Genomic DNA, 14863 nt, shown 5'->3' on the forward strand with positions numbered 1-14863 from the left:
GCCAGTGAGTTAGTGCCATTTCAAAACCATGCCGGATTACGGGGCTGGACCCGGACCGGCCGTCCATACCCTGCATCTCACGAAATTCGCAAGTCGTCTACCTGCGGTTTTGATTTTACCGATTACGGCATGCCCGAGGGTTCCCGGCCTGGCCCCGTAAACCGGCATGGTTTTGGGATCGCCGGGTGGGCGGGGGCGCGATTGGTCCCGATAATGGGCCTGGTGCCGGCAGGATGGCCGTTGGGCGGGTGGCGGCCCGCGCCGCGGAAGCGAAAAAACGGCGGCCGGCGGGACTCGAGATGTCCCAAGGGCGCAGGGAGGGAGGGCGGCGGCCACGCCGCCGCCCGCGGGGCGCGCCCCCGCGGGCCGGATCGGGCGTCGCGGGCCCCTCGCTCCCGAGCCCGTCCCGCATCCCCGGCCCCGCCGCCGAAAGATTTTTCCGAAATTGTCCTTGCATCGGCGGGGGAGTTCCCGTATAGTACTTCTTCGCACGGGGGCGTAGCTCAGCTGGGAGAGCGCTTGACTGGCAGTCAAGAGGTCAGGGGTTCGATCCCCCTCGTCTCCACCCGAGCATTGAATGAGGCTCCAACGCAAGTTGGGGCCTTTTTCATATCAATCGTCCTACAGTTTATCTTTACTTAGTGGCTGTTGAAGTAAATCCATCCTAAATTGCAAATATGAATGAAATTAACGCCCTACGCCATTGCAGGCCAAAATAAGGCGTCAACGCAATGTAAAGAGGCCAGGCGTGTTGCCCGGCCTCGAAATACTCTGGTGGGCCCTCCGGGATTCGAACCCAGAACCCAGGGATTATGAGTCCCCTGCGCTAACCGTTGCGCCAAGAGCCCTTATGTACTGTGATAATAATTTCAACAATGGAAATTCATTTCCCATCGGGTTAAATCACGATTTGAAATACTACCATGCACAAGCATGTCGCACAACGCACGATCAAGCCATGTTTTTAACACCCGGTATTCCCTGACAATCAAGATGCATCACAAGAAATATCACTGGATGGGAATTGTTCAAGCCATTATCCCAAGACTGCAAATAGAGTTAACCATCGGCGAACTAGTGCCATTTCAAAACCATGCCGGATTACGGGGCTGGACCCGGACCGGCCGTCCATACCCTGCATCTCACGAAATTCGCAAGTCGTCTACCTGCGGTTTTGATTTTACCGATTACGGCATGCCCGAGGGTTCCCGGCCTGGCCCCGTAAACCGGCATGGTTTTGGGATCGCCGGGTGGGCGGGGGCGCGATTGGTCCCGATAATGGGCCTGGTGCCGGCAGGATGGCCGTTGGGCGGTTGGCGGCCCGCGCCGCGGAAGCGAAAAAACGGCGGTCGGCGGGACTCGAGATGTCCCAAGGGCGCCGGGAGGGAGGGCGGCGGCCACGCCGCCGCCCGCGGGGCGCGCCCCGCGGGCCGGATCGGGCGTCGCGGGCCCCTCGCTCCCGAGCCCGTCCCGCATCCCCGGCCCCGCCGCCGAAAGATTTTTCCGAGATTGTCCTTGCATCGGCGGGGGAGTTCCCGTATAGTACTTCTTCGCACGGGGGCGTAGCTCAGCTGGGAGAGCGCTTGACTGGCAGTCAAGAGGTCAGGGGTTCGATCCCCCTCGTCTCCACCCGAGCATTGAATGAGGCTCCAACGCAAGTTGGGGCCTTTTTTCATATAGGCACACAAGGTCAAAGGCGGCACCATGATCCTACTGGTCGACAAGATCGAAAAAAGCTTCGGCGCGCGCGTCCTCTTTAGCGGCGCGTCCTTTCAGATCAACCCTGGCGAACGCTTTGCGCTCGTGGGACCCAACGGCGCCGGCAAAACCACCATGCTCAAAATCATCATGGGTATCGACAGCCCCGACGCCGGCCAGGTCCAGTACTCCAAGGACTGTCAGGTGGGCTACCTCGAGCAGGAAACCAACCTGGAGCACAAGGACACGACCATCCTCGCCGAGGTCATGGCCGCCGCCAAGGAAATCCGCCGCATGGGTGAGCGCGCCAACGAGCTGCAAGCCCAGATCACCGAGCTCTCTGAGCAGGGCAAGGACGTCGACGCGCTCCTTAACGAGTACGGCCAGGTCCAGGACCGCTTTGAGCACTTGGGCGGCTACGAGCTCGAAAGCAATGCCCGCAAGATCCTGTCCGGTCTGGGCTTTAAGGTCACCGACTTTGAGCGCCCGTGTTCCGAGTTCTCGGGCGGCTGGCAGATGCGCATTGCGCTGGCCAAGCTCTTCCTGCGCCATCCCGACCTGCTACTTCTGGACGAGCCCACCAACCACCTGGACCTCGAAAGCGTCCAGTGGTTGCGCGGCTTTATCGCCAACTACGACGGCGCCGTACTCATCGTCAGCCACGACCGCGCCTTTATGGACGCCTGCGTCGACCACGTCGCGGCGCTCGAGAACCGCCGCGTGACCACCTACACCGGCAACTACAGCAGCTACCTCAAGCAGCGCGAAGACAACCTGGAGCAGATGCGCGCCAAACGTGCCGCCCAGGAGCGCGACATCGCCCACATGCAGGTCTTCGTCGACAAGTTCCGCTACAAGCCCACCAAGGCCGCCCAGGCGCAGGAGCGCATCCGCAAGATCGAGCAGATCAAAAAGGAGCTCGTCATCCTGCCCGAAGGCCACAAGCACATCGACTTTAAGTTCCCCGACCCGCCGCGCTCCGGCGACATGGTCGTGGGCCTGGAGGGCGTGTCCAAGTCCTACGGCAACAAGCACATCTATAGCGATATCGACCTCAAACTCTACCGCGGCGAGCACGTGGCGCTTGTCGGCCCTAACGGCGCCGGCAAGTCCACCCTCATGAAGATCATCGCCGGCCTGGAGCCGCCCACTACCGGCACGCGCGAACTGGGTACCAACGTGGGCGTGGCCTATTACGCCCAGCACGCGCTCGAAGGCATGACCGAGTCCAACACCGTCCTGCAAGAAATCGACACCGTCACGCCCAAGTGGACCGTGCCGCAGCAGCGCAGCCTGTTGGGCGCCTTCCTGTTTAGCGACAACGATTCCATCGAAAAGCAGGTTCGCGTTCTTTCCGGCGGCGAAAAGGCGCGTCTGGCCCTGGCTAAGATGCTCGTGGCCCCCGAGGCACTTCTGTGCCTGGACGAGCCCACTAACCACCTGGACATCGACTCGGTGGACATGCTCGAGAACGCCCTGCAAAACTTCCCCGGCACCATTGTTCTGATCAGTCACGACGAGCACCTGGTGCGAGCCGTGGCCAACCGCGTGATCGACATCCGCGATGGCAAGGTCACGGTCTATGACGGCGACTACGACTACTACCTCTACAAGCGCGAGGATCTCGCGGCCCGCGCCGCCGCCGAGGCGTCCACGGAGAGCACACCTTCCGCGGCCAAGCCCACCAAAGCCTGCGCCGCCCAGGCCGATACCCCCGCTGCGGCCCCCAAGCCAGCCGAGGGCAAAAAGACCAAGGAGCAAAAGCGTGCCGAGGCCCAGGCCCGCGCTGCGCTCAACAAAAAGCTCAAGGGCGTGCGCAACCAGCTCAAGAAGATCGAGGCCGAGCTCGACAAAAAGCGCGCCCGCTATGACGAGCTTATGGAATTGATGGCAAGCGAAGAGCTTTATGCCGATCAGGATAAGTTTAACGCCGCGCTGGGGGAATATAACGGGCTTAAGCAAGAGCTGCCCAAGCTCGAGGACGAATGGCTGGAGCTTTCCACCCAAATCGAAGAGGAGACCGCGCGTGAACTCTCGTAAGGCCGCTGCCGTGGCGATGAGCATCATCGCCATCGCTTGTCGCATCTGCGGCATCTTTATGAGCGCAATGACTGTGCTGCTGTGCTTTAGCGGCCTCTCCGCCAAGCTGCAGATTGTGGGCTTTGTCGCTGAGCTTTCGCGCGCGCTGCCGAGCGCCATCGCCGGCTATGGCGTCATCACATCGCCCTTCGGCGGCGTGTTCCGCCTGGATTACGCCATCGTGGCCGTCATCCTGTTTGTGGCCGACTACCTGCTCACGCGCGCCTCGCGCCGCGTCCGCTAGGGGAGCGCCATGTCCAGTAGCTACCTCATGAACCTGCTTGCCAGCGCCGTCGCCGTCATCGTGGGCATCGTGATCCACGAGAGCGCACACGCCGCCGCAGCCTGGGCGCTTGGCGACAAGACGGCCCGTTCGCGCGGCCGCGTCTCGCTCAACCCGCTCAACCATATCGACCCGTTTGGCACCATCATCCTACCGCTGCTCATGCTCGCCGCCGGCGGCCCGGTGTTCGCCTTCGCCAAGCCCGTGCCGGTCTACCTCAACAACCTCAAGCACCCCAAGCGCGACGAGGTCTTGGTGAGCGCGGCCGGCCCCGCATCGAACATCGCGCTGGCATGCCTTGCGGCCGCCATCATGCACGCAGCATACGGCAACCTCTACACCAGCATGTCCTTTGCCGTAGCGTCCCAAATCATGAACTTCGGCGCCACCTTTATCGTGGTCAACCTGTCGCTTGCGTTCTTTAACCTCATCCCGACTCCGCCGCTTGACGGCTCGTCTATCATCGTGCCGTTTCTCAAAGGCAAGGCGCTCACCAACTACTACCAACTTCAGCAATACGCCATGCCGATTCTTATCATTGTGCTGTATCTGCTGCCCATGTGGACCGGCATCGATGTGATCGGCCGGTATTTCGACGTTACCGTGTATCCGCTCGCTGGGCAGCTGCTTAACTTCGCAATCGCCGGCATCTAGGGTAAACTTACAGGTCGACCGTGCAAAACGGTCGCAACATGCACCCAAACCGCGCCGCGAAGGCGCCGTCAAAGGAGGTCGAAGATGTCGTATCGCGTGTCGACGCAGGTCTACAGCGGACCGTTCGACCTGTTGCTGCAGCTGGTAACCCGCCAAAAAGTTGATATCGGCGCCATCTCGATCAGCGAGGTGGCCGGGCAGTACCTGGCCGAGGTCGAGCGTATTGAGGCGCTGGACCTGGACGTGGCGAGCGACTTTTTACTGGTCGCGGCAACCCTTTTGGACATCAAGGCCGCCTCGCTGGTGCCCCAGGAGGCTCCGCACAAAGCCGACGACGATGACGAGATTGACGAAGACCTCGAAGAGCTCAGCGCACTCGACGGCGACGCCCTGCGCGAGGTCCTGATCCAGCGCCTGATAGCCTACAAGCAGTTTAAGGGCGCGGCGGCGGCTCTTGGCGCGCGCATGCAGGCCGAAAGCCGCATGCATCCGCGCGTGGCCGGCCCCGACCCCGAGTTTTTGGGCCTTATGCCCGACTACCTGGCCGGTATCACGCTGCGCGGCCTCGCCGTCATCTGCGCCGACCTGGACGGCAAGCGCCAGACCTTCCTGCTGGAGGCCGAGCACGTGGCGCCGCATCGCGTACCGCTCGACTTGACGGTGGCCTCGGTCGACCGCTTCACCATGGCGCACCAGACTTGCACCTTCCGCGAGCTGTTGGACGGCGACGCCACCACCGAGCAACTCGTCGTCACCTTCCTGGCCATGCTGGAGCTCGCCAAGCGAGGCTCGCTCACCCTGAGCCAGGACGAGATCTTTGGAACCATCCGTATCAACCGCGTCGAGGGCGCCGAGGCCTATGTGCCTGGCGAGGGCCCCGAGCTCACCGAATAGGAGCGGCAACCATGTCAACCCTTTCTACGCTAGAGGCAAACAGCCTCAAGGGCGCCCTCGAGGCGCTGCTGCTGGTTTCGAGCGATCCGGTGAGCGCGCCCGCGCTGGCAGATGCGCTGGATATCGCCCCGGGCGAGTGCGCGTCGCTTTTGGCCGAGCTCAAAGTTGAGTACGAGGAGGCCAACCGCGGCTTTCAGCTGCGCGAGGTCGCCGGCGGCTGGCGCCTGTTTACGCATCCCGCCTACCATGACGTGGTCGAGGCCTATGTGCTGAGCTGGGACACGCAAAAGCTGTCGCAGGCGGCGCTCGAGACCCTGGCCGTCATCGCCTACCACCAGCCCGTCACGCGCGAGGTGGTCAAGGGCATCCGCGGCGTCAACTCCGACGGCGTCATCGCGTCGCTCGTTGACAAGGGTCTGGTGCGCGAGCTCGGCCGCGACCCCCAGCGCGGTCAGGCCATCATTTACGGCACGACCAACGCCTTTTTGGAGAAGTTCGGTCTGCGCTCCACCCGCGACCTGCCCGATCTGGAGCAGTTTGCCCCCGACGAGCAGTCGCGTCAATTTATCCGCGAGCGCCTGAGCGGCCGCAGCATTCAGTCTACGCTCGAGGAGCAGGCCGAGGACCTAGACGAAGAGCGCGAGCTCCTGGATACCGATGTTGAGGATGTCGAGGCAGTCGGCGGCGAGGAAACTCTTGCCACCGACGACGCTGCGGAGGATACGCATGAGGAGGACTAGCGAAGCAGGGGAGACGCGCGCCGCCGGTGCCACGGGCGCACCCGCGATCGACCCCCAGCCCGTCTACCCGCACACCATGCGCCTGCAGCGCTTTTTGGCGCGCGCGGGCGTGGCGAGCCGCCGCGGCTCGGAGGACCTGATGACCGCCGGCCGCGTGACTGTCAACGGCCAGGTCGCGACCGAACTGGGCACCAAGGTCGATGTGGACCGCGACCATATCGAGGTTGACGGCATGCCCGTCAAGCTCAACCAGGGCGCCGTGTACCTGATGCTCTACAAGCCGACCGGCTATCTCACCACCATGAGCGATCCGCAGGAGCGCCCTTGTGTGGCCGACCTTGTCCCGCGCGACCGCTTTCCGGGGCTCTTCCCGGTGGGTCGCCTGGACCGCGACACCACAGGCCTTTTGCTCTTTACCACCGACGGCGATCTGTCGCAGGACCTTCTGCACCCCAGCAAGCACGTCTACAAGACCTACCAGGCGCTCGTGGACGGCCACCTGACCGATCGCGACTTGGAACCGCTGCGCCGCGGCATCGAGCTCGACGACGGCTTCTGCCAGCCGGCAATCTGCCGCGTTATTACCGCGCGCGAGGCCGAGGCCGTGGCTCCGCAGGGTGTGAAGCCCGGCACAACCGCCGTGGAGGTCATCATCCGCGAGGGGCGCAAGAACCAGGTCAAGCGCATGCTGAGCAAAATCCACCATCCGGTGATCCGCCTGCACCGCTGTAACTTTGCCGGCCTGGAGCTCAAGGACGTGGCCAAGGGCTCGTGGCGCGAGCTCACCGACCGCGAGGTGCAGATCCTCAAGGCCGGCGGCATCCCGCCCAAGCAGGCCGGCGCCAAGCGCTCCGCCGCGCCGGCGGCCAACACCGCGAGCCGCACGCGTCACTACGGCAGCCACGGCTCCGCGCCCAAGCGCAACACCTACCGCGAGCGCTACACGGGCTAGCCAGTCCGCCAAGCCGCAGCGCCCGCGTCCCACACCAGCACGTCAACCACCGAAAGGAAGCATTGCATGATCGTCGCCATCGACGGCCCCGCCGGTTCCGGCAAGTCCACCATCGCCAAGGAGATCGCCCGCCAGCTGGGCTTTAACAAGCTCGACACGGGCGCCATGTATCGCGCCGTCACCTTCGCCGCGCTCGACCGCGGCATCGATCTGGACGACGAGGCTGCCATCGACGCCCTCGCTGAGCAAATCGAGATCCGCTTTACCAACGGCACCGGCGAGGACACGCGCCTGACCATCGACGGCGCGGACGCCTCGGCTGCCATTCGCACCCCGCAGGTGGACGCCAACGTCTCCAAGGTCTCGGCCTACCCGGGCGTGCGCGCCGCCATGCTTATCCATCAGCGTCGCGCCGCCGAGGACCGCGACATCGTGGCCGAGGGTCGCGACATCGGAACCGTCGTGTTCCCCAACGCGCAGGTCAAGGTCTTTCTGACCGCCGACCCGCGCGAGCGCGCCCGTCGCCGCGTGCTGCAGCGCCACCAAAACGACGCCCAGCCGCCCACCGAAGAGCAGCTCGAGGCCGAGGTCGACGAGACCCTCGACGCCCTCAAGCAGCGCGACAAGCTCGACAGCAGCCGCGAGGTCGCGCCGCTCGTGCCCGCCGAGGACGCCGTGCACGTCGACTCCACCGCACATACCATCGACGAGGTCGTCTCGATAATCGAGGACCTCATCAACCAAAGGAGGTAGCTCATGCGCCTGTTTAAGCAGACGCCCGAGGATTACTACAACGCGCCTTATGCCGAGTTCCCCGTGCTCATCCGCGGCACCGTCGCCGTGGTCATGGGCATCCTGTGGGTCTTCTCCAAGCTCATGTGGCGCTGGAAGGTAGAGGACAGCGACCTGCTGTTTGAGCGCCAGGAAGGCCGCGGCAGCGTGGTCATCTGTAACCACACCTCGATGGCCGAGCTCCTGGCTGTAGAGACGGCGCTATTCTTTGGCGGCCGCCGCGTTCGCCCCATCTTTAAGTCCGAGTTTGCCAAGAGCAGGATCGTGCGCTGGGCCTTTAGCCGCGTGGGCGGTATTCCCGTCGAGCGTGGCACCGCCGACATGAAGTGCCTGCGTGCCGCCCAGCATGCACTGCAGCGCGGCGAGGACGTCCTGATCTTCCCCGAGGGCACGCGCATCCGCTCGCGCGAGATTAAGCCCGAGGTCCACGGCGGTTTTGCGCTTATCGCCCAGATGGGCAAGGCACCCGTCAACCCGCTCGCCATCTGCGGCTGGTCCGATATCACGCCTGCGGGCAAAAAGCTCATGCGCCCCAAAAAGTGCTGGATCCGCGCCGGCAAGGCCATCTCGCTATCCGATGCACCGGCTGAGCTCAAGCGCAAGGAGCGCCTGGCATGGTTTGAGTCCGAGGCCATGAGCCGCGTCTACGCCATGCGCGACGACCTGTGCGCCGAGCACCCCGGCAGGTTCTAGCCATGGACGAGAACGTCATGAATACCGCCGAAGCTGCGCCCGGCAAGGCAGACGCCCCCACCATCGAAATCGCAGCGCATGCCGGCACCTGCTACGGCGTGCAGCGCGCGCTCGACATGGCACTGGCCGCCGCGCCGCAGGCAGGGGAGAGCGCTCAGGTGCACACGCTGGGTCCGCTCATCCATAACCCCATCGTGGTGCGCGAGCTCGCCGAGGCAGGCGTCGGTCTGGCCGACACCCTGGACGACGCCGCATCGGGCACCGTGGTCATTCGCGCGCACGGCGTGGTGCCGCAGGTCATCGAGGCTGCTCGCGAGCGCGGCCTTACCGTGGTCGATGCCACCTGCCCCTACGTCAAGAAGGTCCATGTGGCGGCCGAGCGCCTGGTGCGCGAGGGCTACCGTGTGATCGTCGTGGGCGAGCCGGGCCACCCCGAGGTCGAGGGCATCCTGGGCCACGCCGGCGATGACGCGCAGGTCGTGAGTTGTGCCGCCGACGCCGACGCGCTGCCGCTCAAGGGCAAGGTGGGCCTGGTTGTGCAGACCACCCAAACCGCGCAGAACCTGGCCGAGGTAGTGGCCTCCATCACCCCGCGCGTGCAGGAACTACGCGTGATCAACACGATCTGCGCTGCCACGAGCGAGCGCCAGCAGGCGGCCGCTGCACTTGCCAACCGCTGCGACTGCATGGTCGTCGTGGGCGGCAAAAATTCGGGCAATACGCGCCGCCTGGCACAGATTTGTGCCGATGTCTGCGAGCACACCCATCACATCGAGGAAGCATCCGAGCTTGAGGCCGCATGGTTTGCCAACGCGCGCCGCATCGGCATCACCGCCGGAGCCTCAACTCCGCAAGAACACATCGAACGCGCCGTTGCGCGCATCAAGGAGCTTTGTCGCTAATCATGGACCAGACCGTACCCGCATACGCCGCCGAGGTGGCCGATTACGGGCGCAGCCGCGACCCCGAGCCGGGTGAGGGTGCGCTCGTAAAGAACGTGCGTCCCGAATCGCCCGCATGGGATGTGGGTATCGAGCCGGGCATGCGCGTACTCACGGTCAACGGCGAGCAGCTGACCGATATGATCGTGTGGCTCTGGGAGGCCGACGAGGACACCGTCGAACTTGAGGTTCTCGACCCGCGCGACAACAGCGTCACCCCCGTCGAGCTCGATCGCTTTCCCGGCGAGGACTGGGGCCTTGAGTTCGATGGCCCCATCTTCGACGGCATGCGCACCTGCGTAAACGCCTGCGTGTTCTGCTTTATGACCATGCTGCCCAAGGGCGGCCGCTCCACGCTCTACATTCGTGACGACGATTATCGCCTGAGCTTTTTGCAGGGCAACTTTGTCACGCTGACCAACCTTTCCGACAAGGACGTGCAAAACGTTATCGACCGCAATATGAGTCCCATGAACGTGTCGGTCCATGCCGTAAGCCCCGACGTCCGCCGCCGCATGATGGGCCGCAACGCCCAGCGCGGCATGGACGTGCTCGAGGCCATCATGGCCGCCGGCATCGAGATCCACGCGCAGATTGTGCTGTGTCCCGGCATGAACGACGGCGAGGAGCTGCAAAAGACCCTACGCTTTTGCGAGGAGCACGAGCAGATCACGAGCCTGGGCATTGTGCCACTGGGCTTTACCAAGCATCAGAGGCGCTTTAGCTGGTCATACAGCGACAAACCTGAGCTCGCGCGCGAAACCATTGCCATGATCCGTCCCTTCCAGGATCGTGCCTACAAGCGCTTTGGCCGCCACACCTTCCAGATGAGCGATGAGTTCTATCTGGACGCCGGCATCGAGCCACCCCAGGCCGATTTTTACGACGGCTACCCGCAGTATTACGACGGCATCGGTATGATCCGCTCGTATCTGGACGAGACCGACGACGTGCTTGCCGCCGACGCCGAGCGTCTGGCCCGCGTCCGCGCTGGCATCGCCGGGCGCAACCAGCGCCTCCTGTGCCTCTCCGGCACCAGCGCGCGCGACACCGTGGCGCGCTTTGTGGAGTCGCCACGGGGCCTTGCCGGCACCGTCACCGCTATCGAAAATCGTTACTTTGGCGGCAACGTGGACGTGACCGGCCTCATCGTCGCCTGCGACATTCTGGAGCAGCTGCCGCAGGACCTCTCGGGGGTTATGCTCTTTGTGCCTAAGCTCATGTTCAACGCTGACGGCATGACGCTTGACGAGTATCATCGTGACGATTTACTCGCAAGCCTTGAAGCTCGCGGCGCCGAGGTTCATGTGGTGTCGACCATGCCGCATGAGCTGCTCGATACCCTGGAGCATATCCTTGGCATTGTGCCCGCAGGCTCTACTAATTCCGCTGACCCTACCCATTAAAGGAGTGCAGATGAAACCTATCGTCGCCGTCGTCGGACGCCCCAACGTGGGCAAGTCCACGCTCGTTAACCGCCTGGCCCAGACCTCGGACGCCATCGTCCATGAGTCCCGCGGCGTAACGCGCGACCGCTCCTACCACACGGCCGATTGGAACGGCCGCGAGTTCACCATCGTCGACACGGGTGGCATCGAGCCGCTCAAGAGCGATGACGTCTTTGCCACGTCCATCCGCGACCAGGCCCTCGCCGCCGCCGAGGAAGCCGCCGTCATCCTGTTTGTGGTCGACGGCCGCACCGGCGTCACCGAGGAGGACGAGTCGGTCGCCCGCATGCTCAAGCGCTGCGACAAGCCGGTCTTTCTGCTGGTGAACAAGCTCGACAACCCCGATCGCGAAAACGACAGCATCTGGGAGTTTTATTCGCTCGGCATCGGCGAGCCAACGCCGCTCTCGGCCCTGCACGGCCACGGCACGGGCGACCTGCTCGACGACATCGTTGCCCTGTTACCCGAGGAGGAGGACGAGGTCGCCGACGAGTTCCCCGATGCGCTGAACGTCGCCATCATCGGCCGCCCCAATGCCGGTAAGTCGTCGCTGTTCAACCGCATCCTGGGCGCCGACCGCTCTATCGTGTCCAACATCGCCGGCACGACGCGCGACGCCATCGACACCGTCGTGGAGCGCAACGGCAAGCACTACCGCATGGTCGACACCGCGGGTATTCGCAAGAAGAGCACCGTGTACGAGAACATCGAGTACTACTCCATGGTCCGCGGCCTGCGCGCCATCGACCGTGCTGACGTGGCACTGCTCGTCGTCGACGCCTCCGTGGGCGTTACCGAGCAGGACCAGAAGGTCATGGGCTTGGCCATCGAACGCGGCTGCGCCATCGTCGTTCTGCTCAACAAGTGGGATCTGCTCGACGACGACCGCAAGCGCGAGGCCTGCATGGAGACCGTCGACCGCCGTCTGGGCGTCATGGCTCCCTGGGCCCAGTACCTGCGCATCTCGGCCCTGACCGGCCGTAGCGTCGAGAAGATCTGGGCGATGGTCGACGCCGCCGAGAAGACGCGCTCGCAAAAGATCACCACCTCGCGCCTCAACACCTTCCTCACCGACCTGCGCGAGTTTGGCCACACCGTGGTGGACGGCAAGCGTCGCCTGCGCATGCACTACGTGACCCAGACGGGCGTCAACCCGCCGACGTTTACGTTCTTCGTCAACCACAGCGACCTGGTCAACGACACCTACCAGCGCTATGTGGAGAACCGTATGCGCTCGACCTTCGATTTTTCCGGCACGCCCATTCGACTCTTCTTTAGGAAGAAGGAGCAAAAGGATGCATAATCCGATTCTGCTGACCGCCATCTGCGCCGTGGTCTCGTTCTTTATCGGAGCGATTCCGTTTGGCCTGATCCTGGGCCGCGTGTTCAACCACACGGATATTCGCAAGGCGGGCTCCGGCAACATCGGCACCACCAACGCCCTGCGCGTAGCCGGCCCCAAGGTCGCGGCGCTCACGCTGCTGCTCGACTGCTTGAAGGGCGCCATCTGCGTCCTTATCGCGCGTCCGCTCATCGCGAGCGTGGGCTATGGCTTCCCGGTGAGCATCATGGCTCCCGGTGCCGCCGGCGACTGGATGCTCGGCGTCATTTGCCTGGCTGCCGTGTTGGGGCACATCTTCTCGCCGTACCTTAACTTCCGTGGCGGCAAGGGCATTGCCGTGGGGCTGGGCGTCATACTCGCCTGGTACTGGCCCATCGGACTTTCGCTGCTGGGCATGTTTATCTTGGCCGTCGCCATCACCAAGTATGTGTCGGTGGGCTCGCTTGCCGCGGCCATCGGTCTTCCCATCGCCGCCTGCGCGGTCTTTCCGTATAGCAGCCTGGGCCTCAAGTTTTGCATGGCGATGATCGGCATCACCGTGGTGTGGGCCCATCGCGCGAACATCAAAAAGCTCATGACGGGTAAGGAATCCAAGCTCTCGTTTACCAAGCGCGTCACCGAGCCCGACGATAAGTAGGAGAGAGTCATGAATGTTGCGCTGATTGGCTCCGGCTCCTGGGGAACCGCCGTCGCCGGCCTTGCCGCCGCGCGAGCCGAGCGCGTGACCATGTGGGCCCATAGTGAGCAGACGGCCGCCGGCATTAACGGCGAGCACCGCAACCCGCGCTATCTGGTGGACTATGTGCTGCCGGAAAACGTTGTCGCCACGACGGACCTGTCGCGGGCGCTCGACGGTGCCGATGCGATCATCTTTGCCGTGCCTTCCACGCACCTGCGCAGCGTATGCCATCAGGCGGCACCCTTTATCGCCGCCGACACCCCCGTCTTGTGCCTTACCAAGGGCATTGAGCCCGAGTCCGGCATGCTCATGAGCGAGGTCATCGCCAGCGAGATCGGCAACGAGGCACGTGTGGCGGCGCTCTCGGGCCCCAACCATGCCGAGGAGATATGCCGCGGCGGACTTTCCGCCGCCGTCATCGCCAGCAAAGACTCGCAGGTAGGGGAGACCTTTAAGGACCTGCTCCTATCCACGGCCTTCCGCATCTATCTGTCGCAGGACATGACCGGCGTCGAGGTTTGCGGCGCCATGAAAAACGTCATCGCCATCGTGTGCGGCATCTCCGCCGGTACCGGCGCGGGCGACAACACGCTCGCCCTTATCATGACGCGCGGCCTGGCAGAAATCAGCCGACTGGTGCACGCCCGCGGCGGCCAGGCCATGACCTGTATGGGTCTTGCCGGCATGGGTGACCTTATTGCCACCTGCACCTCCGAGCATTCGCGCAACCGCACCTTCGGCTACGAGTTTGCCCACGGCGTATCGCTTGACGAGTACCAGGCGCGCACGCATATGGTGGTCGAGGGCGCCGTCGCCGCCCGCAGCGTGAGCGAGCTCGCCCGTTCGCTGGGCGTAGACATTCCGCTCACCTTTGCCGTGGAGCAAACGCTCTACAACGGTGTTACTTTGGATAGGGCGCTCGAGATCCTTACCGACCGCGTCCCCTCTCAAGAGTTCTACGGACTCACCGACTAGCGCAGAAAGGCTACTACCATGGGTTCCATCAAAATCGCTCCGTCCGTCCTTTCGGCTGACATGGCCAACCTCAAGGGCGAGCTCGACAAGATCGCCGGCGCCGACTTTGTGCACTTCGACGTCATGGACGGTCACTTTACCGGCAACCTCACCTTTGGCGTCGAAATCCTCAAGGCCGTCAAGCGCTCCACCAAGGTGCCGGTCGACGCGCACCTGATGGTGTCGAACCCCGACGAGACCGTCGATTGGTATGCCGACGCCGGCGCCGATATGATCACCGTGCACTATGAGGCCTCCACGCACCTGCACCGCACGCTCACGCATCTGCAGCAGCGCGGCGTCAAGGCCGGCGTGGTGCTTAACCCCGCCACGCCCGTCTGCGTGCTCGAGAGCATTATCGAGGTCGTCGACATGGTGCTGCTCATGAGCGTGAACCCCGGCTTTGGCGGCCAGAGCTTTATCCCGGGCACGCTGCATAAGCTCCACGAGCTCAAGGCCATGTGCGAGCGCCACGGTGTGTCGCCCATGATCGAGGTCGACGGCGGCATCTCTTCCAAAAACATCGCCGAGGTCGTCAAGGCCGGTGCCAACGTGCTCGTGGCCGGCTCCGCCGTATTTAAGTCCGAAGATCCCGCCGCCGAGGTTGCGCTGCTGCAGAAGCTGGGCAACGAGGCCGCACAGGAGGCATAAACC

Annotated in this window: 14 protein-coding genes and 3 tRNA genes; 16 read left to right on the forward strand and 1 reads right to left on the reverse strand. The window is 63.7% G+C overall.

Going from position 1 to position 14863, the window contains the following annotated elements; translation table 11 throughout:
• Positions 1–492: 492 nt before the first annotated feature.
• Positions 493–565, forward strand: a tRNA-Ala gene (locus ACTM86_RS02360).
• A 207-nt stretch (positions 566–772) separates the two neighbouring features.
• Here the strand turns inward: ACTM86_RS02360 and ACTM86_RS02365 are convergent.
• Positions 773–848 (reverse strand) — tRNA-Ile (locus ACTM86_RS02365).
• Positions 849–1556: 708 nt separating this feature from the next.
• Here ACTM86_RS02365 and ACTM86_RS02370 point away from each other — a divergent pair.
• The 15 genes from ACTM86_RS02370 (at position 1557) to rpe (ending at position 14860) form a co-directional block, all read left to right on the forward strand.
• Positions 1557–1629, forward strand: a tRNA-Ala gene (locus ACTM86_RS02370).
• 75 nt (positions 1630–1704) lie between these two features.
• The gene (locus tag ACTM86_RS02375) at positions 1705–3738 is read left to right on the forward strand and encodes an ABC-F family ATP-binding cassette domain-containing protein (RefSeq protein WP_441015394.1); all 2034 of its coding nucleotides are present in this window, start codon (positions 1705–1707) and stop codon (positions 3736–3738) included.
• On the forward strand, positions 3725–4021 hold the full coding sequence (locus ACTM86_RS02380) for a hypothetical protein (protein WP_441015396.1): 297 nt from the start codon (positions 3725–3727) through the stop codon (positions 4019–4021). Before ACTM86_RS02375 ends, ACTM86_RS02380 begins: the two co-directional genes overlap by 14 nt.
• A gap of 9 nt (positions 4022–4030) precedes the next feature.
• Complete coding sequence (locus ACTM86_RS02385) at positions 4031–4714, forward strand: site-2 protease family protein (protein ID WP_441015398.1); 684 nt, start codon at positions 4031–4033, stop codon at positions 4712–4714.
• An 84-nt stretch (positions 4715–4798) separates the two neighbouring features.
• Entirely contained in the window at positions 4799–5608 is an 810-nt protein-coding gene (locus tag ACTM86_RS02390; protein WP_441015400.1) for a segregation and condensation protein A, read from the forward strand.
• Positions 5609–5619: 11 nt separating this feature from the next.
• Positions 5620–6348 carry an SMC-Scp complex subunit ScpB gene (scpB, locus tag ACTM86_RS02395; protein WP_441015401.1) on the forward strand — a complete coding sequence of 243 codons (729 nt, stop codon included), beginning with the start codon at positions 5620–5622 and terminating at the stop codon, positions 6346–6348.
• Positions 6335–7300: a pseudouridine synthase gene (locus tag ACTM86_RS02400; RefSeq protein ID WP_441015403.1), complete on the forward strand. Its 966-nt coding sequence runs from the start codon at positions 6335–6337 to the stop codon at positions 7298–7300. Before scpB ends, ACTM86_RS02400 begins: the two co-directional genes overlap by 14 nt.
• A 66-nt stretch (positions 7301–7366) precedes the next feature.
• Positions 7367–8053 (forward strand): (d)CMP kinase, encoded by a 687-nt coding sequence (gene cmk, locus ACTM86_RS02405; RefSeq protein WP_154516475.1) that lies wholly within the window; start codon positions 7367–7369, stop codon positions 8051–8053.
• Positions 8054–8056: 3 nt separating this feature from the next.
• Positions 8057–8785, forward strand: coding sequence for a lysophospholipid acyltransferase family protein (locus ACTM86_RS02410; protein ID WP_441015405.1), 729 nt, complete (start codon positions 8057–8059; stop codon positions 8783–8785).
• Positions 8786–8787: 2 nt separating this feature from the next.
• The gene (locus tag ACTM86_RS02415) at positions 8788–9687 is read left to right on the forward strand and encodes a 4-hydroxy-3-methylbut-2-enyl diphosphate reductase (protein WP_441015407.1); all 900 of its coding nucleotides are present in this window, start codon (positions 8788–8790) and stop codon (positions 9685–9687) included.
• A gap of 2 nt (positions 9688–9689) precedes the next feature.
• A complete protein-coding gene (locus tag ACTM86_RS02420) occupies positions 9690–11132 on the forward strand; it encodes a DUF512 domain-containing protein (RefSeq protein WP_441015409.1) in 1443 nt (480 codons plus the stop codon).
• Positions 11133–11142: 10 nt separating this feature from the next.
• On the forward strand, positions 11143–12477 hold the full coding sequence (gene der, locus ACTM86_RS02425; RefSeq protein ID WP_427748050.1) for a ribosome biogenesis GTPase Der: 1335 nt from the start codon (positions 11143–11145) through the stop codon (positions 12475–12477).
• Positions 12470–13153: a glycerol-3-phosphate 1-O-acyltransferase PlsY gene (gene plsY / locus ACTM86_RS02430; protein WP_441015411.1), complete on the forward strand. Its 684-nt coding sequence runs from the start codon at positions 12470–12472 to the stop codon at positions 13151–13153. The genes der and plsY overlap by 8 nt, the downstream gene beginning before the upstream one ends.
• Before the next feature lie 9 nt (positions 13154–13162).
• Positions 13163–14170 (forward strand): NAD(P)H-dependent glycerol-3-phosphate dehydrogenase, encoded by a 1008-nt coding sequence (locus ACTM86_RS02435; protein ID WP_441015413.1) that lies wholly within the window; start codon positions 13163–13165, stop codon positions 14168–14170.
• 18 nt (positions 14171–14188) lie between these two features.
• Entirely contained in the window at positions 14189–14860 is a 672-nt protein-coding gene (rpe, locus tag ACTM86_RS02440; RefSeq protein WP_441015415.1) for a ribulose-phosphate 3-epimerase, read from the forward strand.
• Positions 14861–14863 lie beyond the last annotated feature (3 nt).

The organism is Collinsella sp. HCP3S3_E11 (assembly GCF_052067375.1).
Classification (GTDB): Bacteria; Actinomycetota; Coriobacteriia; order Coriobacteriales; family Coriobacteriaceae; genus Collinsella.